The organism is Microbispora sp. KK1-11 (assembly GCF_006874435.1).
Classification (GTDB): Bacteria; Actinomycetota; Actinomycetes; order Streptosporangiales; family Streptosporangiaceae; genus Microbispora; species Microbispora catharanthi.
This window is the reverse complement of record NZ_VIRJ01000012.1, coordinates 63,657-83,074: the sequence shown is the minus strand read 5'-3', so window position 1 is coordinate 83,074 and position 19,418 is coordinate 63,657. Positions and strand designations below refer to the sequence as shown.

21 protein-coding genes and 1 tRNA gene are annotated in these 19,418 nt (G+C 72.7%); 8 read left to right on the top strand and 14 right to left on the bottom strand.

Annotated elements, in window-relative coordinates; translation table 11 throughout:
- Nucleotides 1–33 precede the first annotated feature (33 nt).
- On the top strand, nt 34–1,899 hold the full coding sequence (locus FLW16_RS18940; RefSeq protein WP_142561427.1) for a CASTOR/POLLUX-related putative ion channel: 1,866 nt from the start codon (nt 34–36) through the stop codon (nt 1,897–1,899).
- Between the two features lie 19 nt (nt 1,900–1,918).
- Here FLW16_RS18940 and FLW16_RS18935 read toward each other — a convergent pair whose 3' ends face one another.
- Both FLW16_RS18935 and FLW16_RS18930 read right to left on the bottom strand, forming a co-directional pair.
- The gene (locus tag FLW16_RS18935) at nt 1,919–2,548 is read right to left on the bottom strand and encodes a response regulator transcription factor (protein WP_142561536.1); all 630 of its coding nucleotides are present in this window, start codon (nt 2,546–2,548) and stop codon (nt 1,919–1,921) included.
- A gap of 95 nt (nt 2,549–2,643) precedes the next feature.
- A complete protein-coding gene (locus FLW16_RS18930) occupies nt 2,644–4,617 on the bottom strand; it encodes a sensor histidine kinase (protein ID WP_142561426.1) in 1,974 nt (657 codons plus the stop codon).
- A 180-nt stretch (nt 4,618–4,797) separates the two neighbouring features.
- Here FLW16_RS18930 and FLW16_RS18925 point away from each other — a divergent pair, with 180 nt between their 5' ends.
- On the top strand, nt 4,798–5,694 hold the full coding sequence (locus FLW16_RS18925) for a CPBP family intramembrane glutamic endopeptidase (protein ID WP_142561425.1): 897 nt from the start codon (nt 4,798–4,800) through the stop codon (nt 5,692–5,694).
- Here FLW16_RS18925 and FLW16_RS43765 read toward each other — a convergent pair.
- Genes FLW16_RS43765 through FLW16_RS18910 form a run of 3 tightly spaced genes read right to left on the bottom strand, consistent with a single transcriptional unit; the run spans nt 5,691 to nt 8,672 of the window.
- Nucleotides 5,691–6,692 carry a hypothetical protein gene (locus FLW16_RS43765; RefSeq protein WP_185949489.1) on the bottom strand — a complete coding sequence of 334 codons (1,002 nt, stop codon included), beginning with the start codon at nt 6,690–6,692 and terminating at the stop codon, nt 5,691–5,693. The two genes, FLW16_RS18925 and FLW16_RS43765, sit on opposite strands and share 4 nt — an antisense overlap.
- A 46-nt stretch (nt 6,693–6,738) precedes the next feature.
- Nucleotides 6,739–7,416, bottom strand: a complete 678-nt coding sequence (locus FLW16_RS18915; protein WP_221891153.1) for a peptidyl-tRNA hydrolase — start codon at nt 7,414–7,416, stop codon at nt 6,739–6,741.
- On the bottom strand, nt 7,413–8,672 hold the full coding sequence (locus FLW16_RS18910; RefSeq protein WP_221891152.1) for an MFS transporter: 1,260 nt from the start codon (nt 8,670–8,672) through the stop codon (nt 7,413–7,415). Before FLW16_RS18910 ends, FLW16_RS18915 begins: the two co-directional genes overlap by 4 nt.
- Before the next feature lie 71 nt (nt 8,673–8,743).
- Between FLW16_RS18910 and FLW16_RS18905 the strand changes: the two genes are divergently transcribed.
- Nucleotides 8,744–9,706, top strand: coding sequence for a GlxA family transcriptional regulator (locus FLW16_RS18905; protein WP_142561422.1), 963 nt, complete (start codon nt 8,744–8,746; stop codon nt 9,704–9,706).
- A 30-nt stretch (nt 9,707–9,736) separates the two neighbouring features.
- On the opposite strand, the gene FLW16_RS18900 is transcribed toward FLW16_RS18905, so the two are convergent.
- The 4 genes from FLW16_RS18900 to FLW16_RS18885 form a co-directional block, all read right to left on the bottom strand.
- The gene (locus tag FLW16_RS18900) at nt 9,737–9,946 is read right to left on the bottom strand and encodes a DUF6203 family protein (RefSeq protein WP_142561421.1); all 210 of its coding nucleotides are present in this window, start codon (nt 9,944–9,946) and stop codon (nt 9,737–9,739) included.
- Between the two features lie 43 nt (nt 9,947–9,989).
- Complete coding sequence (locus FLW16_RS18895; protein WP_221891151.1) at nt 9,990–10,535, bottom strand: nucleotidyltransferase domain-containing protein; 546 nt, start codon at nt 10,533–10,535, stop codon at nt 9,990–9,992.
- Nucleotides 10,535–10,610: transfer RNA gene (locus FLW16_RS18890), tRNA-Ala, on the bottom strand. Before FLW16_RS18890 ends, FLW16_RS18895 begins: the two co-directional genes overlap by 1 nt.
- Before the next feature lie 71 nt (nt 10,611–10,681).
- Nucleotides 10,682–11,137, bottom strand: coding sequence for a rhodanese-like domain-containing protein (locus FLW16_RS18885; protein ID WP_142561420.1), 456 nt, complete (start codon nt 11,135–11,137; stop codon nt 10,682–10,684).
- Nucleotides 11,138–11,209: 72 nt separating this feature from the next.
- Here FLW16_RS18885 and ftrA point away from each other — a divergent pair, with 72 nt between their 5' ends.
- Nucleotides 11,210–12,178: a transcriptional regulator FtrA gene (gene ftrA / locus FLW16_RS18880; RefSeq protein WP_142561419.1), complete on the top strand. Its 969-nt coding sequence runs from the start codon at nt 11,210–11,212 to the stop codon at nt 12,176–12,178.
- On the opposite strand, the gene FLW16_RS18875 is transcribed toward ftrA, so the two are convergent.
- Both FLW16_RS18875 and FLW16_RS18870 read right to left on the bottom strand, forming a co-directional pair.
- On the bottom strand, nt 12,175–13,614 hold the full coding sequence (locus FLW16_RS18875) for an ATP-binding SpoIIE family protein phosphatase (protein WP_142561418.1): 1,440 nt from the start codon (nt 13,612–13,614) through the stop codon (nt 12,175–12,177). The two genes, ftrA and FLW16_RS18875, sit on opposite strands and share 4 nt — an antisense overlap.
- A 39-nt stretch (nt 13,615–13,653) precedes the next feature.
- The gene (locus FLW16_RS18870; protein ID WP_142561417.1) at nt 13,654–14,319 is read right to left on the bottom strand and encodes a class I SAM-dependent methyltransferase; all 666 of its coding nucleotides are present in this window, start codon (nt 14,317–14,319) and stop codon (nt 13,654–13,656) included.
- 180 nt (nt 14,320–14,499) lie between these two features.
- On the opposite strand from FLW16_RS18870, the gene FLW16_RS18865 reads away from it, so the two are divergent.
- The gene (locus FLW16_RS18865; RefSeq protein ID WP_142561416.1) at nt 14,500–15,387 is read left to right on the top strand and encodes a dihydrodipicolinate synthase family protein; all 888 of its coding nucleotides are present in this window, start codon (nt 14,500–14,502) and stop codon (nt 15,385–15,387) included.
- Here the strand turns inward: FLW16_RS18865 and FLW16_RS18860 are convergent.
- Both FLW16_RS18860 and FLW16_RS18855 read right to left on the bottom strand, forming a co-directional pair.
- On the bottom strand, nt 15,384–16,037 hold the full coding sequence (locus tag FLW16_RS18860; RefSeq protein ID WP_142561415.1) for a GntR family transcriptional regulator: 654 nt from the start codon (nt 16,035–16,037) through the stop codon (nt 15,384–15,386). The genes FLW16_RS18865 and FLW16_RS18860 overlap by 4 nt on opposite strands.
- 23 nt (nt 16,038–16,060) lie before the next feature.
- Nucleotides 16,061–16,525, bottom strand: coding sequence for a dihydroxy-acid dehydratase (locus FLW16_RS18855; protein WP_142561414.1), 465 nt, complete (start codon nt 16,523–16,525; stop codon nt 16,061–16,063).
- Nucleotides 16,526–16,614: 89 nt separating this feature from the next.
- On the opposite strand from FLW16_RS18855, the gene FLW16_RS18850 reads away from it, so the two are divergent.
- On the top strand, nt 16,615–17,769 hold the full coding sequence (locus FLW16_RS18850) for a low temperature requirement protein A (RefSeq protein ID WP_142561534.1): 1,155 nt from the start codon (nt 16,615–16,617) through the stop codon (nt 17,767–17,769).
- On the opposite strand, the gene FLW16_RS18845 is transcribed toward FLW16_RS18850, so the two are convergent.
- Complete coding sequence (locus tag FLW16_RS18845; protein WP_221891150.1) at nt 17,766–18,329, bottom strand: helix-turn-helix domain-containing protein; 564 nt, start codon at nt 18,327–18,329, stop codon at nt 17,766–17,768. The two genes, FLW16_RS18850 and FLW16_RS18845, sit on opposite strands and share 4 nt — an antisense overlap.
- A gap of 67 nt (nt 18,330–18,396) precedes the next feature.
- Here FLW16_RS18845 and FLW16_RS18840 point away from each other — a divergent pair, with 67 nt between their 5' ends.
- Nucleotides 18,397–19,107: an AzlC family ABC transporter permease gene (locus tag FLW16_RS18840; protein WP_142561412.1), complete on the top strand. Its 711-nt coding sequence runs from the start codon at nt 18,397–18,399 to the stop codon at nt 19,105–19,107.
- Nucleotides 19,107–19,415, top strand: a complete 309-nt coding sequence (locus FLW16_RS18835) for an AzlD domain-containing protein (protein ID WP_142561411.1) — start codon at nt 19,107–19,109, stop codon at nt 19,413–19,415. The genes FLW16_RS18840 and FLW16_RS18835 overlap by 1 nt, the downstream gene beginning before the upstream one ends.
- Nucleotides 19,416–19,418 lie beyond the last annotated feature (3 nt).

Here is a 19,418-nt window from a genome sequence, read left to right as displayed (position 1 = left end):
CTGACGTTTACCGATCACTTGCGGGGGATGCCGGTGTCAAAAGCCACGGTCAAAGAGCGTGCGCGCTACTGGTTCGACAACACCATGGCCAGGGGCACGGCCGCCCTCATCGGCTGGCTGGCCCTGGTGTCGCTGGCGCTCATCGTGGTGGTCAGCGCGCTGACGATGTGGCTCACCCCCGACGAGGCGCTCCGGCACGACGGCTGGCCCGGGGTGCTGTGGCTGTCGCTCATGCACGCCCTCAGCCCGGGGAAGATCGCCGGAGACGCCGGCACCGCGCCCTTCCTCGCGATCATGCTGGGGGCGTCCCTCGGCGGCATCTTCATCGTCAGCATCCTCGTGGGCGTGCTCTCCGCCGGTCTGCGCGGCAAGATCGAGGAGCTGCGCAAGGGCCGCTCCCGCGTCATCGAGAGCGGCCACACCGTCATCCTCGGCTGGTCCGAGCAGCTCTACACGATCGTCTCCGAACTCACGAAGGCGCACGCCAGCCAGCACGGCTCGGTCATCGCGATCCTGGCCGACCGGGACAAGCCGGCCATGGAGGACGCCATCCGGGCCCGGGTGGGCGACACGGGCAAGACGCGCCTGGTGTGCCGCACCGGCCGGCCCACCGAGCCGACCGACCTCGACCTGCTGAGCCTGAGCAGCGCGCGGACGATCGTGGTGCTGTCCCCGGAGAAGGACGACCCGGACGCGCACGTCATCAAGACCCTGCTCGCGCTAGGCAAGCGGGCCGGGGAGCATCCTCCGGTGGTCGCCGCCATCGCCTCCTCGCGCAACATGGCCGCCGCCCGGCTGGCCGGAGGGCCCGCCGTCCACCTGGTCGACAGCGACGACATCGCCGCCCGGCTGATCGTGCAGTCGTCCCGGCAGTCCGGCGTGTCCGTCGTCTGCATGGACCTGCTGAACTTCGACGGCGGCGAGATCTACCTGCGCCGCGATCCCTCCTTGGCGGGCAGGTCGTACGGCGAGGCTCTCGACGCGTACGCGACCGCGACCGTCCTCGGCCTGCGCACACCCGGCGGTGTGGTGCTCAACGCGCCCCCGGACACGGTGATCGGCACGTCTGACGAGATCGTCGTGCTCGCCCAGGACGACTCGCTCATCCGCCTGGCGAACGGAACGGCTCCCGCGGACGAACGGCACATCGTCCCCGCGACGGCCCCGGAGCCGGCCCCCGAGCGGACCCTGATGCTCGGCTGGAACGGCCGGGCCGCGCGGATCATCCGCTACCTGGACGGCTACGTGACTCCCGGATCGGTGCTCGACGTCGCCGGGGACCACCCCGGCGCCGGCGCCGGCCTGGCGGACCTGCGCAACCTGACGGTGAACGTCAAGGAGTGCGACGCCACCGACAGGTACGCCCTGGAGTCCCTCGGCGTCGGCGTCTACCAGCACGTCATCGTGCTCTCCGACGACCGGTACGATCCCCGCCACGCCGACAACCGGACGCTGATGACGCTGCTGCAACTGCGCGACATGCAGGCGACCCTCGGCGAGAAGTACTCGATCGTGAGCGAGATGCACGACGAGAACAACCGGGCGCTCGCCGAGGTCACCGAGGCCGACGACATCGTGATCAGCGACACCGTCATCGGCCTGCTGCTCGCGCAGCTCGCCGAGAACCCGCACCTCGCCGAGGTCTTCGGCTACCTCTTCGACTCCGCCGGCTCGGAGGTCTATCCCCGGCCCGTGGAGAACTACGTGACGACCGGCGGGCCCGTCGCCTTCCGCACGATCGTGGAGTCGGCCCTGCGGCGTGGCGAGACCGCGATCGGTTACCGCATGGCGACGCAGTCCGGGAAACCGCCCCACTACGGCATCGTGCTCAACCCGGACCGGTCACGAACCGTGACGTTCACAGCCGGTGACTCCGTGATCGTCCTCGCCGAGCACTGAGCCCGGTCGTCCCCACGGCTCACTCGCCGAGACCGGCGCGGCGGGCGCGCACCACCGCCTGCGCCCGGTCGGCCACCTGGAGCTTGGCGAAGACGGACGTCAGGTGGTTCTTCACGGTCTTCTGGCTGAGAAACAGGGCGCGGGCGATCTCCGCGTTCGACCTGCCGGACGCGAGCAGGTCGAGGATCTCCCGCTCCCTGGCGGTCAGCTCGGGGAACGGCGTGACGTCCGGGCCCGGCGCCAGGAACCTGCGGATGCGCCGGGCCACCGCGGGGCCGTACACGGCCTCGCCCCGGGCGACGGCCCGGACGGCGGCGATGAACTCCGCCCCGCCCGTGCCTTTGAGGACGTAGCCGCGCGCGCCCGCCCGCAGTGCGGCGAACACCGACGCGTCGTCCTCGCTCATCGTCAGCACGAGCACGCCGAGAGCGGGATCGCGGTCGATCAGCCGGCGGGTGGCCTCGATCCCCGAGGTGCCCGGCATCACCAGGTCCATCACGACCACGTCGGGCCGCAGCGACAGCGCGAGGGCGACGGCCTCGTCGCCGTCTCCCGCCTCGCCCACCACCTGGGCGCCGCCGACCTGTTCGAGCAGCGCCCGCAGGCCGTGCCGCAGCAGCGGGTGGTCGTCCACCAGCAGGACGCGCACCGGCGCGGCGGCCTCGGAATCGGCCGTCCGGCCGGACGTGGGGTCGGCCGTCGGGCCGGCCGTGTGGTCGGTCTGGGAATCGGCCTTGGGGTCGATCACAGCGGCAGCACCGCCTCCACCGTCGTGCCCGCCCCGGAGGCGGACGTCCTGCGCAACACGCCGCCGAGTTCCGCGGCGCGCTCTCTCATGCTGCCCGATCCCACGCCCTCGACGAGTGGGTCGGGCAGTCCCCTGCCGTCGTCGCGGACACGCAGGACCAGTCCGTCCCGCTCGATCCTGGCGACGATCTCGATGGTCCGGGCCCGCGCGTGACGCAGGGCGTTGGCCAGGGCCTCCTGCGCGATGCGGTAGGCCGCCACCTCGACGGCGGCGGGCAACTCGGGCAGCGGCTCCGGCACCCGGACCGTGACGACCGGGCCCGCCTCCACCGCCTCCTCCGTGTCCAGAGCGAGGTCCTCCAGGGCGCCGGCCAGCCCGAGCTCGTCCAGCGCCGGCGGGCGCAGGTCGTGGACGATCCTCCGCACGTCGCCGACGAGGCCCTGGACGAGCTGCCTGACCTCCGACAGCGACGACCGCATGGCCGGCGGCATGCCCGCGGCGGTGGCCTCTATCACGTCGAGTCGCACGCCGATGGTGGCCAGGCCGGGCCCGAGACCGTCGTGGAGATCACGGCGGAGTCTGCGCCGTTCCTCCTCCCTGGCGATGACCAGCCGCTCGCGCGACGTCTGCACCTCCCTGGCGAGACGCACGGCGGCAAGGGCGACCGCGAGCTGGCGGGCGAGGTCGTCGAGCACGGCCAGGTCTGCCGCCGACAGGGCTTCACCCGGCGAACGGGGGGCCGCGCGCAGCTCCCCCTCCACGCGTCCGCCCACCACGAGCGCAAGCCGTACACCGTCGACGGGGACACCGCCCTCGGCGCAGACCGGTGTGCCGTCGGCGGCGAGCACGGCGACCGCGGGCAGCCGCAGCGTGTGCGCCACGGTCTCCGCCGCGCGGTCGAGCAGCCGCGTCGGGTCGGCCGACGACTCCAGGCGCTGGCCGAGCAGGGACAGCGCGGCGGCCGGGTCGCCCCGGTTGCCGAACAGCAGACGGCCGACGGCCCGCTGCGCGGCGTCGCGTGCGGGCGCGAACGCCACCGCGACGACGGCGGTGGCGGCGAGCGGTTCGAGCAGCCCGTTCCCGGTTCGCAGGAGCGTGCCGATCGTGGCCACGGTGACCAGGTAGGCCCCCAGCAGCACGACCGTGACCAGCGCGTACACGACGGTGCGCCGGATCAGCACCTCGATCTCGAACAACCGGTAGCGGAAGATCGAGACCGCCGTGGCCGCGGGGAACAGCGGCAGTGCCGCGGCCTGCAGCCACACCCCCACCGGCGGGTCGGGCGGCAGCAGGTTGTCGGCGACGACCGAGAGCCCCACCGCGACGACGGCCGCGAACACCGGCAGGAGGCGGCGCCTGTTGTCCGAGCGCGTGACCCGGGTGGCCAGGGCCGCGACCCCCGACAGGGCCAGCCCGGTCACCACCGCGCCGAAGGCGGCCTCCGCGACGGGAACCGTGGGAACGAACCCGAAGGAGCTGGGCACCTCGTGTCCCCAGACCCAGACGCGATCGCGGAGCATGAGCATGACCTGGAGCACCGCCATCGCGGCAACGGCCGCGACCAGCACCGGCCGCCACCGCGGAGACGGCAGCCGTCCGTCGGGAAGCAGCAGCGGCAGCAGCAGGAGCGGCCCGAAACCGGTGAAGAACACCCAGTTCGTCACCCACGCGGCGAGCAGGGCGCCCGGCAGCCCGTAGGACTGGGCGTACGCGGCGTATCCCCCGGACAGCGCCTGGAGTGCCAGCCCCGCGCCACTCAGGCAGAACAGCCACCCGATGGGGTGCCGCGGCCATCGCGACAGGATCAGCACGCCGACCGCGGGGTAGGTCATGCCGACGACCGCGTCGAGCACCAGATAGGTGCTGTCGGGCACGGGCACGGCCGTGGTGAGCGCGACGCCGGCGACGACGGCCGCCCCGCACAGGACGGGGATCGCCCAGAGCCATCGGGGCCACGCACCACTTCGCATCAGGACATCATTGGACATTCCTCGCCTCGACGGGAATGGGACCAGGGTCCCGTCCCACCCGGGACCCCCGCGGGTCCGGACGCCGGGACGGGAGCGGGACCCCCTCGGGCCCCGTCGCCGGGACGGGAACGGGACCCGGCCCTCAGGCGGACGGGACCGCCGGGGCGCTGGAATCGGCCCATGCGAACGAACACGCCAACCGCCATCCCCATCGAGGCCGCCGCTCCCGCCACCGTCCGCGGGCCGCGGCTCGCCGTATACGGCGCCACCCTGGCCGCCCTCGTGCTGCCCGTCGTGGCCCTCGCCGTCTCACAGGGCGCCGACCTCAACCGGATCGGCGACGCCCCGATCGGCACCCAGATCGCCGTCTACAGCCAGGCGTTCATGCCCGCGCTCGCCGCGCTCGCCGCGTGCCTGGCCGGTGGCGGCGTCCGCGCCGTGGACTGGGGTTTCCACCGGGTGCCCTGGCGCACGATCGCCGCCGCCTGGGCCGTGCCCGTCCTCGGCACCGGCCTCGCGTACGGCACGGCCTGGCTGACCGGCGCCGCCCGCTTCGATCCGGGCAACCTCGCCGCGTCCACCGGGCTGAATCCGGCGCTCGGCGTGGTGCTCGGCCTCGTTCCCGGTGTAGTGCCGTTCGTCGTCCTGGCGCTCGGCGAGCAGCTCGGCTGGAGTTCCGTGCTCGTCACGAGGCTCGGCGCGCGCAGGAGCCCGGCCGCGACGGCGGTGATCCTCGGCCTGGCCTGGGCCTCGTTCCACTATCCCCTGATGCTGTTCGTGCCGGGGGCGGTGGAGGAGGGCGTGCCGGTGCCGTACGCGCTGCTGATGTTCACGCTCCAGACGGTCACGCTGGCCTTCCCGCTTGTGTGGCTGCGCCTGCGCACGCGGAGCATCTGGCCGGTCCTGGTGCTCCACGCCACGATGAACGCGTCGCTGTACTTCGTGGCCGAGGCGATGACGTCGGCGCACGACAGGTCGGCCTGGATGGTCGGCGAGGGCGGCGCCCTCACCACCGCCGGGCTGGCGGTGGCCGTGCTCCTGACCAACCGCCTGTGGCGGCGCCCGCGCTCCTGCTAGAGCGCCTTGACGGAGGACATCACCTTGTTGATGTCGTGCCAGCGCTTCTTCTGGCTGTCGGGGATCGTGACGAACACGACGGCGGGCTTCCTCTCCGGCACGTCCACGAGGGCGAGCGCCGCGGCGGAGACCCGCTTCCTGCCGTTGAGCGTGTAGTGCACCGTGTAGCCGAGCAGCCAGCCCTTCCGCTTGCCCGCCTTGATGGGCTGCGAGGCCGTCCAGGTGATCGTCGCGCCCGACGGGTGGTGGTTGAGCGTCCATCGGGCGGCCAGGAAGGCGGTGTCGCGCAGCGTCTTCTGCTCGGGGATCGGCACGGGGCAGGAGACCAGCATCCCGCGGTACGGCGCGCCCTTGACCTCGGGCAGCAGCTGGCGGGAGGCGAACGGCGCGGGCTTGGCCGGCGCCCATGTCTTCGTGAAGCGGGGCAGGGAGACGCCGGAGCGCCGGTCCTTGAGCAGTCCGTGGGTGGCGGCCGCCCGGCCGGGCAGGCTGCGGAGCCGGCGGCCGTCCTTCGGCAGCGCGGGCACGCGGGGGTCCTTGAGGGCCGCCGCCAGCGCGGGATCGACCGCGTCCGGGCTCACCGCCGCGCTGGGCGTCGCGCTCGTCCCGGTGCTGGACAGCGGACTGGGAAGCGGGCTGGACAGTGGACTGAGACCGGGCGTGGCCACCGCGCCCGCGGCCGGTGCGGCGGCGCCCGGCGCGGACGAGGCCGGTGCGGCCGAGGAGACGGCGGCGGCGGAGTGCCGCGGCGCGGCGGTCGCGGTGGCGGGGTCGCCCCGGTTCAGCAGCACGACGGCCGCGCCCGCCCCAAGGACGACCACTCCCGCGGCGACCGCGATCGCCCGGTAGACCACCCGCATCGGCAGGTCCCCGAGGCCCTTGGACGAGCTCGCCGGTGGCGCCGCCACAGGGACCGTGATCTTCGGTAGCGGAGTGGTCTCGGCCTCGGCCGCTATATAAGAGGGAACGGCCTTCGTCCCATAGTCCCCAGGTGACACGATCGGGAGCGTACGGCATATCCCGGTATTTCGGGCGCCTTCCCCATCACACTTCGGGAACGCCGACCCGCAGCCACGGCGCGTCGGCCACGACCGTCGCGGAGCCCGGTGCGATCTCCGTGAACCCGGCGTCCCTGACCACCGGCAGCCCGCTCGCGGCCAGCGCGTCCCATCGGCCCGGGCCGGCCGTCCTGACCCGTACGGCGAAGCCGCGCTCGCGCCAGGCCGCCCTGTCCGCCTCGCCCGCGCCCCACCACGCGAACTGGGCGCCGTGGCCCGCCTGCGCCATCGCCTTGCCCGCCGTCATCTCCAGACCGGGGTTCATCCAGAGCACCACGTCGTCGGGGCCCGCCTCCGGCGGGGTGGCGTCGTCGGAGAGATCCGTACCCGACACCTGGAGCCGGGCGAGGTCACGCGGCCAGTCGTCGAGCGGCACGGGAGGGTGCACCCGCACCTCGGCCGTGCGCACGGTGACGGTGATGCCGGGCAGGGCGAGCGCCCGCCGCCACTCGGCGCCGCGTGCCCGCCTGACCACCTTCCTGATCCGGCCGTCCTGCCACTCGGCGACCTCGTCGAGCCACTCGCCTCCGTCATCCCCAGCGTGGTCCTGGGCACGGTCGAGCAGGCGCACCACGGCCGTCGCCGCCGCCTCCAGCGCGTCGGTGCGCTGCGGCGGCGCGGCCCGCTCGATGCGTACGACCAGGGGAAGAACGCGTTCGGTCACCCGACAAGGATCGCAGCTTCGCGGCGATCCCGGACACGCGTGACGATACGGGACGACATGAGCGCGGCGATCAGGCACAGCACGCCCGCGCCGTACCACGCCAGGTCGTAGTTCCCCAGATGGTCGCGGGTGACTCCGGCCACGGTGGCGACGACGGCCGCGCCCACCTGGTGGGAGGCGAAGACCCAGCCGAACACCACCGCGCCGTCCGCGCCGAAGATCCTGCGGCACAGCGCGACGGTCGGCGGCACGGTGGCCACCCAGTCAAGGCCGTAGAAGACGATGAAGACCAGCATGCTCGGCTCGGTCGTGGCGGCGAACAACTGCGGCAGGACCAGCAGCGACAGCCCGCGCAGCCCGTAGTAGACGACGAGCAGGAGCCGCGGGTCCACCCGGTCGCTCAGCCAGCCGGAGAAGACGGTGCCGGCGATGTCGAAGACCCCGATCACGGCGAGCAGCGAGGCGGCCGTGGTCTCGGGCATGCCGTGGTCGTGGGCGGCCGGGATGAAGTGGGTGCCGACCAGGCCGTTCGTGCTCGCCCCGCAGATGGCGAAGCCGACGGCGAGATACCAGAAATGCCGGGTGCGTGCGGCGTCCCGCAGGACGCGGACGGCCCGGGCGGCGGCGCCCTTGGCCGGCGTGCGCACGACCGGTTCCGTCGCGCCCAGCGCGGTCAGGCCGATCTCCTCGGGGGTGTCCCTGAGCAGGAACCACACGAGGGGTACGACGGCGAGCGCGGCACCCGCCACCGTGACCGAGGCCCACCGCCAGCCCTGCATCTCGGCCAGGTGCGCGAGCACCGGCAGGAAGATCAGCTGCCCGGTCGCGCCGCCGGCCGTCAGGACGCCGGTGACCAGGCCGCGGTGCCGTACGAACCAGCGGTCGGTCAGCGTGGCGGCGAAGACGAGCGCCATCGAGCCGGTGCCGAGCCCGACCAGGACGCCCCACAGCGCGACGAGCTGCCAGCTCGCGGTCATGAACACGGTCAGGCCGCTGCCGACCGCCACAAGCAGCAGGGCGCAGGCGACGACACGGCGCATGCCGAAGCGGTCCATGAGCGCCGCCGCGAACGGCGCGCACAGCCCGTAGAGCATGAGGTTCACCGAGACCGCGAGCGAGATCGTGCCCCTCGTCCAGCCGAACTCGTCCTCCAATGGCGTGATCAGCACACCCGGTGTGGCGCGGAACCCGGCCGCCCCGATGATCGCGACGAAGGCGACGGCGGCGACGATCCACGCACGATGCAGCGACTTCATGGCGAGCATCCTCCGTTGTGCCCGCCTTCGGGGACAGTGGCCGGGAGGTCAACATGTGAAAGAATCGGGCCATGCATCGCGTCGCCGTACTGGCCCTGGACGACTTCTCCACGCTCGACCTGGGCATTCCCGGGCAGGTGTTCTGGGCCGCCCGCGATCCCGGCCCGCTGTACGAGGTCGTCACCTGCACCCCGGGAGGCCGCCCGGTGCGGAGCTCGGCGGGCTATAGTGTCCTCCCCGACCACGACCTGAGCGTGCTCGCGACGGCCGACACGGTGGTCGTGCCGGGCATCCACAGCGGGACGCCGCTGGAGGACGGCACGCTCGGCGAGGAGGTGCGCGCGGCGCTGTGGGCCGTCGCGGGACGCGCGCGGCTCATCTCGATCTGCACCGGGGCCTTCGTGCTGGCCGCCGCGGGACTGCTCGACGGGCGTCCGGCGACCACGCACTGGCGCAACGCCGCGAACTTCCGCGCGCTGTTCCCCCGCGTACGGCTCGATCCCGACGTGCTGTTCATCGACGACGGCGACGTGCTGACCTCGGCCGGCGTGGCGGCGGGCATCGATCTGTGCCTGCACGTCATCCGGCGCGACCACGGCAGCGAGGTGGCCAACCGCACCGCCCGCCGCTGCGTCACCCCGCCGTTCCGCGAGGGCGGGCAGGCCCAGTACATCGAGCGGCCGCTGCCCGATCCCGCCGGGACCACCACGGCGCCCACCCGGGCGTGGATGCTCGAACACCTAGAGGAGCCGGTCAACCTGGCTGCCCTGGCCGCGCACGCCCGCATGAGCGTGCGGACGTTCACCCGCAGGTTCCGGGAGGAGACCGGCCTCAGCCCGGCCAGATGGCTCGCCGGGCAGCGGATCGCGCACGCCCGGCACCTGCTGGAGACCACCGACCTGCCCGTCGACGCGATCGCCAGGAAGGCCGGGTTCGGCAGCGCGGTCTCGCTCCGCCAGCACCTCCACGCCGCCGTCGGGGTGTCCCCTCTGGTCTACCGGCAGACGTTCCGCACTCCCGCCGTCCTCGGCTGATCGGTGGGCTGATCGGCGGGCTGGCCGGTGTCAGCGGCGGTTGCCCGCGGCGGGGCCGCGCCAGGCGTACGGGTTGCCCGACCGGCGTCCGGGCTGACGGAGCGCCGGGGAGTTCGCGGGCTGCTGCCGATTGCGGGCCCGCCGCCTGCGCATGAACAGCCAGCCGAGGCCGAGCAGGACCATCCCGATCGGCGTGCGCGCCAGCCAACGGGTGACGACGAGCTGCAGGATCCTCTTCATGACATCCGCCCCTACCCGGCACGAGTGTGACCATGTGCGCAGATCACCGATGGGTGGGCGGTATCTCGAAGCCGAACTTCTCACTCAGCGCGTGGACGTCCTTGAGGTCCCTTTCTTCGGGCGCGTACGCCGTCTTGAACGCGAACATCCACTCCGGGGCGACACAGTCCACGGCATGGCCGTTGATTCTGCCCTGTCCGGTGAGCGAGCCGTAGGGGTACGCGATTCCGTATGCGTTCTTTCCGGATTCGTCGTATTCGAATACGTGCACGTCGACGTGGCGGCCCCGGCCGTCGGTCAGGACGTAGTTCCACGCGGTGTCGTCGCCGTCACGTCTCCTCGTGTAGCCGAGACCCTTCATGTGTTCGGCGAACTCTTCCTCGTCCTTGCGGTCGAGTGCCACGTCGAGGTCCGGGTGCTCTCTCGTCTGCCTGCCGAGAAGGGCGTCGACGCACCAGCCGCCGTCGATCCAGATCCTCACTCCACGTTCGGCGAGGTATTCGTACATGCCGACAACCGTTTCGGCGTCCATCAAGACGCCGAAAGCCGCCCTCCGGATGGAGGACGGCTCTTGGGGTGATTCACTCATGGTGGAGCTATGGGGATTCGAACCCCAGACCCCTTCCATGCCATGGAAGTGCGCTACCAGCTGCGCTATAGCCCCTTGCCACACCGCGTCGGCGGTGCCTCGCCAGTGTATAGGACTTCCGCGGCATGGGTGTAACCGAGAAGACTTCAGCACGCGCAGGCGGCTCCCGCGGGCGCGGTGAGCGGGTCGGCCGGCCGGGTGCGCACCCCGGAGGGCTCCACGACCGGGAAGCCCTCACGCGCCCAGTATTCGAACCCGCCGATCATCTCCTTGACCCGGTAGCCCAGCCGGGCGAACTCCAGCGCCGCGCGGGTCGCGCCGTTGCAGCCCGGCCCCCAGCAGTACGTGACCACGGTCACGTCACGAGGGATCAGCGCGGCCGCCCTGGCGGCGATCTCCGCCGTGGGCAGGTGGACGGCTCCCTCGATGTGGCCCTGCCGCCAGCTCTCCGCGCCGCGGGAGTCGACCACCACGATCCCCGGCTCCCCCGAGAGCAGGTCGGCGCGTACGTCGGACACGTCGGTCTCGAAGGCCAGGCGGGCGGAGAAGTGGGCGACGGCGGCGGCCGGCTCGGCGGCGGGCGTGTGCGTTACGGCGGACATGCCGACCAGGGTGCCCGGCCGCCCTGCCGTGCCAGAAGAGGCATGAACGCCCGATATCGCTAATATCCCGCCATGCTTGCGCTCTCCGACCGGAACCGGACCGTGTCGGTGCTGGCCTTCGACGGCATGAGCCCCTTCGAACTGGGCTGCGTCGTCGAGGTCTTCGGGCTGCCCCGCCCGGAGCTGGACGTCCCGTGGTACGAGCTGGTCGTGTGCGCGGAAAAGCCCGGTCCGCTGCGGGCGGTCGGCGGGTTCACGATCGAGGCGGCGCACGGGCTGGACGTCTTCGCCGGGGCGCGGACCGTGATCGTGCCCGGCGTCCCGGACGTGAGAGCGGAGATCTCCCCCGCGCTCACGGCCGCCCTGCGCCGGGCGCACGACGGCGGGGCCAGAATCGTGTCGATCTGCTCGGGCGCCTTCGCCCTCGCCGCCGCCGGGCTGCTCGACGGACGGGCCGCGACGACCCACTGGAGGTACGCCGCGCTGCTTCAGCGGCGCTTTCCCGAGGTCCGGGTGGATCCCGGAGTGCTGTACGTGGACGAGGGCGACGTGCTGACGAGCGCGGGCAGTGCGGCGGGCCTCGACCTGCTCGTCCATCTGGTGCGGCGCGACCACGGGCCCAGCGTGGCCAACGCGGTGGCCCGCAGGCTGGTGGTGCCGCCGCATCGCGAGGGCGGGCAGGCGCAGTTCGTCGAGGCGCCGGTCGCGGAGGTGGAGGACGACGACCCGGTGGGCCGGGCGATGGACTGGGTGCTCGCCGATCTCACCCGGCCGGTCACGGTGGTCGCGCTGGCCCGGGTCGCCGGGATGTCGGAGCGCGGCTTCATCCGGCACTTCGGGCGCCGCACCGGGACGAGCCCCCTGCGGTGGGTGATCGCGCAGCGGATCGCGGCCAGCCTGCCGCTCCTGGAGACGACGGCGGCTCCGATAGAGGAGATCGCAGCCGCCGTCGGGTTCGAGAGCCCGGTGACGTTCCGCCACCATTTCGGCCGTTCGATGCGTACGTCGCCGTCGGCGTACCGCAAGGCGTTCCGGCGTTAGGGGATCGCCAGCGAGAACCAGACGGTCTTGCCTCCGGCGACCCGGCTGGTCCCCCAGTGCTCGGCGAGCTGGCTGACCAGGTAGAGTCCCCTGCCGTCCTCGTCGAGCGGGCCGGGCTCGCGCACCACCGGCAGCCGGTGGTCGTCGTCGCTGACCTCGCACAGCAGGTGGTCGGTGCGCAGCAGCCTGATGGTGATGGGCCGCTGGGTGTGCTGTACGGCGTTGGTGACGAGCTCCCCTGCGAGCAGCTCGGCCACCGGGATCATGGGCGTGAGACCCCACGAGCCGAGCGTCCGGCGGACCAGGCCGCGTACGCGCGACGGCGTCGTCGGCTGAGGCTCCAGCAGCCACTGGGCGACGTGCTCGCTGGGGATGCCGCGGAACCGGATGGCCAGCACGGTGACGTCGTCGGTCCTCTCGGCGGACAGCACGTCGTCGCTCAGCGCCTCGATCGAGGTGCCGTTCGCGAGCCTGCGGCGCAGCGACTCCACGCTCAGCCCGATGTCCTGCCCGCGCTCCTCCACGAGGCCGTCGGTGTAGAGGACGAGCATGCTGCCGTCCTCCGCCGCGATCTCCATCGTCTCGAACGGCGTGCGGCCCAGCCCGATCGGCGGGCACCGGGGCGGCGACAGCACCTCCGCCTTGCCGTCCGGCCCCAGCAGGATCGGCGGCAGGTGCCCGGCGCTCGCGATCGTGCACCTGCGCAGCACCGGGTCGTACACGCAGTAGACGCAGGTGGTGAGCGTCTGCGCGGCCAGCCGCTGGGCCATCTCGTCGAGCGAGTGGAGCACCTGCTCGGCCGGCAGGTCGAGCGAGGCCAGGGTCTGCACGGCCGTGCGGAGCTGGCCCATCACGGCCGCGGCGGCGAGCCCGTGTCCCATCACGTCGCCGACGACCAGGGCCACCCTGCTGCCCGGCAGCGGGATGACGTCGTACCAGTCGCCGCCCACCCGCTCGGCGGCGGGCTTGTAGCGGTAGGCGATCTCCAGCCCGGGCAGGTCGGGCGGGTCGCCCGGCCGCATCCCGCGCTGGAGGGTCTCCAGGGTCTCGTCCTGCTGGCGGTCCCGCCGCCCGTGGTAGATCGTGAGCGCGGCGGGCACGGCGAGCTGTCCCGCGGCGAGCACGTGCGCCTCCCCGAAGGGCGGCCGCCGGGCGTCGCGCGCCAGCAGCGCGCAGCCGACGGGCGTGCCGTACGCCCTGAGGGGCACGGCGAGCAGGTGCCCGTCGAGCAGGGCCGCCTCACGGATCCCGTCGCCTGCCCAGCGCGGCGGCAGCCGCCCGTCGGGATCGACCCGGTGCCAGGCGGCGCCGTCCACGTAGACCGCGGCGGCGTCGGCCAGCTTCGGCACCACCGCTTCGCAGAGGACCCTCGTCGCCTCCTCCGGGCCCGGGCTCTCGCCCATGGCCCGGACGACGCCGCTGACATGACTCAGCACAGAGAACGGTTCCCCGTCTCCCGACACGGGTGTGGCCGCTCAGAATTGGTCACGCCGGCAGTTGACGAAGAGCTGGATTTCCGGCGGCGCCTGGGTGGTCGCCGGAGCGTACGAAAGGTGATTCTCCGACAGCACGCTGAAACCGGCGGCTTCGATGACCTCGCGCAACTCGTCGCGCAGATAACCGGTCACCCGCACCGGAGCGCCGAGAAACTGGAAAGGCACGTCGTCGAGGTCGATTTCCACCATGCTCAGCGAGAACAGGCCGCCCGGAGCGAGCACGGCGTGGATCGCGCGGAGCGCCTGCTCGATTTCGGCCCGCGGCAGCATGAGCAGGCTGAAGAAGGCCGTCACGGCGTCGAACACGCCGAGCGAGTCGTCGAGTTCGAGCACGTCGCGTTCGAGGAACGTCCCGGTCGGCACGTTCTTCCGCGCCAGATCCAGCATGACCGGGGAGATGTCGATTCCGGTCACCTCGCAGCCCGCCTCGGCGAACTGCTGTGCCGTGGGCGCGCCCGTGCCGCAGCCGACGTCGAGGACGCGCGCCCCCGGCTTGAGCTGCTTGATCATCCACTCTCCGGCGGCCACCTGGCCTTCCTTGTGCGGAAACGCCTCGTCGTACCGGCCGCCGATGCGGTTGAACGCCTCGGCCTGGATGGCGCGGTACTCCTGACGCGGATTGTCCGGTCCTGATTCGATTGTCATGGTCGCCGCCGTTAATGATCAGCCGTCTTTTGCCTTCTTCTAGATAGGGGACCACACCCGAACAAGTCAAGACATTGCGTCGTTAAATAGGCATTTCGGCCATCAATTGTGTCAAAGATCGTTGTCAACTTCAGTCGTTCGGCATACTGATATACCAAATGCCAGACTCGGGAGGTTCACATGATCGACGAGGTCCGCGAGGCGCTGCGCGGTGTGGTCGCCGTCACGGTCACCCCGTTCGACGACGGTGACCGGATCGACGAGCCGGCGCTCGCGGCCGTCGTCGAGCGGCTGACGAGGGGCGGGGTGCGCGCGCTCACCCCCAACGGCAACACCGGGGAGTTCTACTCGCTGGACGACGACGAGCTGTCCCGGGTCGTCGCCGTCACCCGGAGGGCCGCGCCGGACGCCGTCGTGATCGCGGGCGTGGGCCACGAGGTGCGCCGGGCCGTACGGCTGGCCGGGGACGCCGCCCGGCAGGGCTGCCAGGCCGTCATGGTCCACCAGCCGGTGCACCCCTACCAGTCGGAGGCGGGCTGGACGGCCTACCACAGGGAGATCGCCCAGGCGGTGCCCGGCCTCGGAGTGGTCTGCTACGTGCGCTCCCCGGCCGTGACCGAGCGCGCCCTGCGTGACCTGCTGCGCGAGTGTCCCAACGTCGTGGGGATCAAGTACGCGGTGCCCGACCCGGTGGCCATGGCCGTCCTCGCCGGTGCGGTGGAGGGGCCGGTCTGGCTGTGCGGGCTCGCCGAGACCTGGGCGCCGTTCTTCTGGCCGGGCGGCGCGGAGGGCTTCACCTCCGGACTGGCGGCCGTCGCCCCCGAGCTGTCGCTCGAACTGCACGCCCTGCTCCGGGCGGGCGACCGGACGGGGGCCGCGAAGGTGTGGCGGCTGCTCAAGCCCGTCGAGGATCTGCGTGCCAGGAACGGCGGCGAGCACAACGTCTCGGTGGTCAAGGAGGCGCTCGCGCAACTCGGCGTGTGCGGCAGGGCCGTACGCCCGCCGATGACCGGACCGACCGGCCCCGACCGGCAGAGGGTTTCGGACATCCTGAAGTCCGTCGTCTAAGAGAGGCGGGCGACCGAACGCTCGATGTGGCGGCGGGTCAGCCGCTCGGCGAGCGCGGCGTCGCCCGCCTCGACGGCGGCGAGGACCGCCTCGTGCTCCTCGTGCTCCTCGGGCCACGTGGGCCGGTCCCGCCACAGCACGGTGACGCTGCCGAGCGCGGCGAGGTCCTGCAAGGTGTCGAGTTGGGCGACCACCAGTTCGTTGCCGCACCGGGCGTAGAGCTCACGGTGGAAACGCCGGTTGGCCAGGCTGAGGGCCGCCGTGTCGGTGCCCGCGAGCAGCGCCCGCGCCTCGGCGAGGGCCGCCCGCGCGCCGTCCGCCGCGTGTCCGGAGGCCGCCGTCCGGCCGATCGCCCACGGTTCGAGCAGCAGCCTGACCTCGTACGCCTTCCGGAGGTCGGCGCGGCCCACCACGCGCACCGTCACCCCCCGGTTGGCGCCGATCACGACCAGCCCGGTGGCGGCCAGTCCGATGAGCGCCTCCCTGACGGGCGTCTTGGAGACCCCGAGCCGCTCGGCCAGGCGGCGCTCGACCAGCGTCTCCCCCTGCGCGAGGCGCCCGGACAGGATCGCGGTGCGGATCGCGTCGGCGACCAGGTCGGTGCGGGTGGTCGATTTGGCCACCGGACTCAGCACGTGCTCAGCGGTCATGCGTACCGGTATACCAATCCCGATCAGTCGACGTCCGGCTCGGGCGCCCCGCCGGACCCCCGCATGAAGTCGAGGTCGCATCCCTCGTCGGCCTGGAGGATGTGCGCCTCGTGCAGCGCGCCGTACCCGCGGGTGTAGCGCGGGGGCGGCGGCGTCCAGGCGCGCCGCCTGCGGTCGAGCTCCTCGTCCGGAACCCCCAGCGTGAGCCGCCGCGCCTCGACGTCCAGCGTGATCGGATCGCCGTCCCGCACCAGCGCCACGGGGTAGCCCCCGGTTTGCCAGACGCCGCGCCGGACGTCCTCGGCCCGCTCACGCAGATGCATGTGACAGGGGTTGAGCTGGCTCCACGTGTTGAGGATGCCGACGACGGGCTTGCCGAGGTGCTCCTCCGCCGCGATACCGAGCTGCCGGGTCCGCGCCCGGTGGCTGAACGACCTGAGGCTGTCGGTGCCGTACCAGCGATGGCTGCGCAGCTCTTCCGCCCTCATTCGCTCGAACGTACGCCAGCCGATCCTGGTATATCAAGATATCTTCTTCCCTTTCGGGGGAAAGATCCCTAGCGTGGGCCGCCGTGACGATGCACACGGGCACGCTCCGCCCACGCGGCGGGGAGCAGCGGGTCACGTTCACCGAGCTGTTCTTCGACCTCGTGTACGTGTTCGCGGTCACTCAGCTCTCCCATCTGCTGCTCGGCCATCTGTCGTGGCGCGGCGCGGCGCAGACCCTGTTGCTGCTGCTCGCCGTCTGGTGGGCCTGGATCTACACCGCCTGGCACACGAACTGGTTCGACCCCGACCGCCCCTCGGTGCGGATCGTGCTGGTCGCCGTCATGCTGGCGAGCCTGGTCATGTCGGCTGCGCTCCCCCGGGCCTTCGGCGAGCACGGTCTGATGTTCGCCGCGGCGTACGTGGCCGTCCAGGTGGTCCGTACGGCGTGCTCGGTGGCCGCCGCGCCGCGGGGCCCGCTGCGGCGCAATCTGGCGCGCGTGCTCGCCTGGGCGGTGCTGTCGGGGGCGTTCTGGATCGCGGGCGGTCTCGCGCACGGTCTGTCCAGGGAACTGCTCTGGGCGGCGGCGGTGGGGGCCGACCTGCTGGCGCCCTGGGTCGGGTTCGTCACGCCGGGCCTCGGCAGGTCGGCGACCACGGACTGGTCGATCGACGGCGCCCACCTGGCCGAGCGCTGCCAGCTCTTCCTGATCATCGCGTTCGGCGAGTCGATCCTGGTCACCGGCGCGACCTTCGCCGCGCACCCGTCGCTCGCGGCCGGCGCGGCCCTGCTCACCGCGTTCGGCGCGAGCGTCGGCCTGTGGTGGACCTACTTCGGCAGCAGCGCCGAGGCGGGCAGCCGGGTGATCGCCGCGGCGGACGACCCTGGGCGGCTCGCCCGCTCGGCCTACACCTTCCTCCACCTGCCGATGGTCGCCGGCGTCGTCGTGTCGGCCGTGGCCGACGAACTCGTGATCCACCACCCGGGCGGCCACACCGCGCCCGGCACGGCGATCGCCGTGCTGGGCGGCCCGGCGCTCTTCCTCACCGGGCACGCGCTGTTCAAGCGGGCCGTCTGGGGGCGCGCCCCGAGGTCGCATCTCGCGGGGGTGCTCGTCCTCGCCGCCCTCGGGGCGCTCACGCCGCTGGTGCCGCCCCTCGCGCTCGCGGCCTGCGCCACCGCGACCGTGGCGGGCGTCGCCGCCCGCACGGCCGTCGCCCGCCGCGGGGAGCCGCGGGCGCGCTAGACGTGTTCCATGACGATCACCGCGGTCGTGTCGGGCTCGAGAGCCTCGAAGACGTGGGGGGCGTCGCCGGGGTAGGCGATGTAGTCGCCCGGCCCGAGCTCGACCGGCTCCTCCGCGGGCCCGGCCAGCGCGCGCCCGGTGCCGATCAGAAGATGCTCGACGGTGCCGGGCATGTGCGGGTCGGAGGTGCGCGGCCGGCCCGGCTGGGCCGAGATCCGGTACAGGTCGCGCCGCGCGTGCGGCGGGCACGAGGCCAGCAGGGTGGCCGAGTAGCTGGCCTGCTCGGAGTACGTCGCGGGCCCCTCCCCCGCCCGGATCACCCGTACGGCCGGCCGGGGCGGGTCCACCAGGCGGCTGAACGGCACGCCGAGCGCGACCCCGAGCGCCCACAGCGTCTCCACGCTCGGGTTGCCGACGCCCGACTCCAGCTGGGAGAGCGTGGACTTGGCGATGCCCGCGCGCTTGGCCAGCTCGGTCAGCGACAGGCCGGCACGCTCGCGCTCCCTGCGGATCGACGCCGCGATGAGCGTGATCAGGTCGAAGGACGGCCTCTCAGCCACGTGTTCGCTCCACACTTCCGTTTGTTCGACTTGACGAACTCCATCGTTGTTGTTCACTCTACTGGACATGCATTCGCTCTGGCGAACACTCGATCGCGGCACACTCCGCGACATCGCCCTGGTATGCCTCGCCGACGCCATGGTGGGCGCCGCGTTCGGCGCGATCGCCGTGTCCGGCGGCCTGCCTCCGTGGGTGCCGGTCGTCATGTCCCTGCTGGTGTTCGCCGGAGGAGCGCAGTTCGCCGCGGTCGGCGTGGTGCTGTCCGGCGGCGCCCCGATCGCCGCCGTCGCGGCCGGTCTGGTGCTGAACGCGCGCCTGCTGCCGTTCGGCTTCGCGATCGGCGACGTCCTCGGCGGCCGGTGGTGGACACGCCTCACCGGCGCGCACCTCATGACGGACGAGGCGGTGGCCTTCGTGCTGCGCGACGGCGATCCCCGCCGGCGTCACGCCGCGTTCTGGGCCTGCGGGCTCGGTCTGTTCGTCAGCTGGAACGCGGCCGTCGTGCTCGGCGCGCTGGCCGGGCGCGGCATCGGCGACACCGCCGCCCTGGGGCTGGACGCGGCCTTCCCCGCGGTGCTGCTCGCCCTCGTGCTGCCCTCGCTTGCCGAACGGAACGTCCCGAACGCCGCCCTGCGCCGGGCCTCCGTGTTCGGCGCGGCCGTCGCGGTGGCGGCCACGCCGTTCCTGCCCGCGGGCCTGCCGGTGCTGCTCGCCCTGACCGGCCTGGTCCTCGCCGTGCGCGCACCGGCGCCGCTGCCCGATGGGGAGGTCCGCTGATGCCCCTGCTCGCCGTCGTCGCGCTGGCCGCCGGCACCTACGCGTTCCGCCTGGCCGGGCCGGCGCTGCGCCACCGGCTCCGGTTGCCCGGCCGCCTGCGCCACCTGCTGTCCGTCGCCGCGACCGTGCTGCTCATCGCCCTGGTGGCCACCTCGGCCCTCACCGAGGGGCACGGCTTCGCCGGGTGGGCCAGGCCCGCCGGGGTGCTCGTCGCCGGGATCCTCACGCTGCGGAAAGCGCCGTTCCCTCTGATCGTCGTTCTCGCCGCCGCCACCACGGCGGTCCTCCGCCTCCTCGGCGTGCCCTGAGAC

Bases quoted from the DNA above. Each gene is read 5' to 3' on its own strand.
- FLW16_RS18930 (WP_142561426.1), bottom strand. From the start codon at position 4,617: ATGCGAAGTGGTGCGTGGCCCCGATGGCTCTGGGCGATCCCCGTCCTG.
- FLW16_RS18925 (WP_142561425.1), top strand. From the start codon at position 4,798: ATGCGAACGAACACGCCAACCGCCATCCCCATCGAGGCCGCCGCTCCC.
- FLW16_RS18910 (WP_221891152.1), bottom strand. From the start codon at position 8,672: ATGAAGTCGCTGCATCGTGCGTGGATCGTCGCCGCCGTCGCCTTCGTC.
- FLW16_RS18905 (WP_142561422.1), top strand. From the start codon at position 8,744: ATGCATCGCGTCGCCGTACTGGCCCTGGACGACTTCTCCACGCTCGAC.
- FLW16_RS18900 (WP_142561421.1), bottom strand. From the start codon at position 9,946: ATGAAGAGGATCCTGCAGCTCGTCGTCACCCGTTGGCTGGCGCGCACG.
- FLW16_RS18895 (WP_221891151.1), bottom strand. From the start codon at position 10,535: ATGAGTGAATCACCCCAAGAGCCGTCCTCCATCCGGAGGGCGGCTTTC.
- FLW16_RS18885 (WP_142561420.1), bottom strand. From the start codon at position 11,137: ATGTCCGCCGTAACGCACACGCCCGCCGCCGAGCCGGCCGCCGCCGTC.
- ftrA (WP_142561419.1), top strand. From the start codon at position 11,210: ATGCTTGCGCTCTCCGACCGGAACCGGACCGTGTCGGTGCTGGCCTTC.
- FLW16_RS18870 (WP_142561417.1), bottom strand. From the start codon at position 14,319: ATGACAATCGAATCAGGACCGGACAATCCGCGTCAGGAGTACCGCGCC.
- FLW16_RS18865 (WP_142561416.1), top strand. From the start codon at position 14,500: ATGATCGACGAGGTCCGCGAGGCGCTGCGCGGTGTGGTCGCCGTCACG.
- FLW16_RS18860 (WP_142561415.1), bottom strand. From the start codon at position 16,037: ATGACCGCTGAGCACGTGCTGAGTCCGGTGGCCAAATCGACCACCCGC.
- FLW16_RS18855 (WP_142561414.1), bottom strand. From the start codon at position 16,525: ATGAGGGCGGAAGAGCTGCGCAGCCATCGCTGGTACGGCACCGACAGC.
- FLW16_RS18850 (WP_142561534.1), top strand. From the start codon at position 16,615: ATGCACACGGGCACGCTCCGCCCACGCGGCGGGGAGCAGCGGGTCACG.
- FLW16_RS18840 (WP_142561412.1), top strand. From the start codon at position 18,397: ATGCATTCGCTCTGGCGAACACTCGATCGCGGCACACTCCGCGACATC.
- FLW16_RS18835 (WP_142561411.1), top strand. From the start codon at position 19,107: ATGCCCCTGCTCGCCGTCGTCGCGCTGGCCGCCGGCACCTACGCGTTC.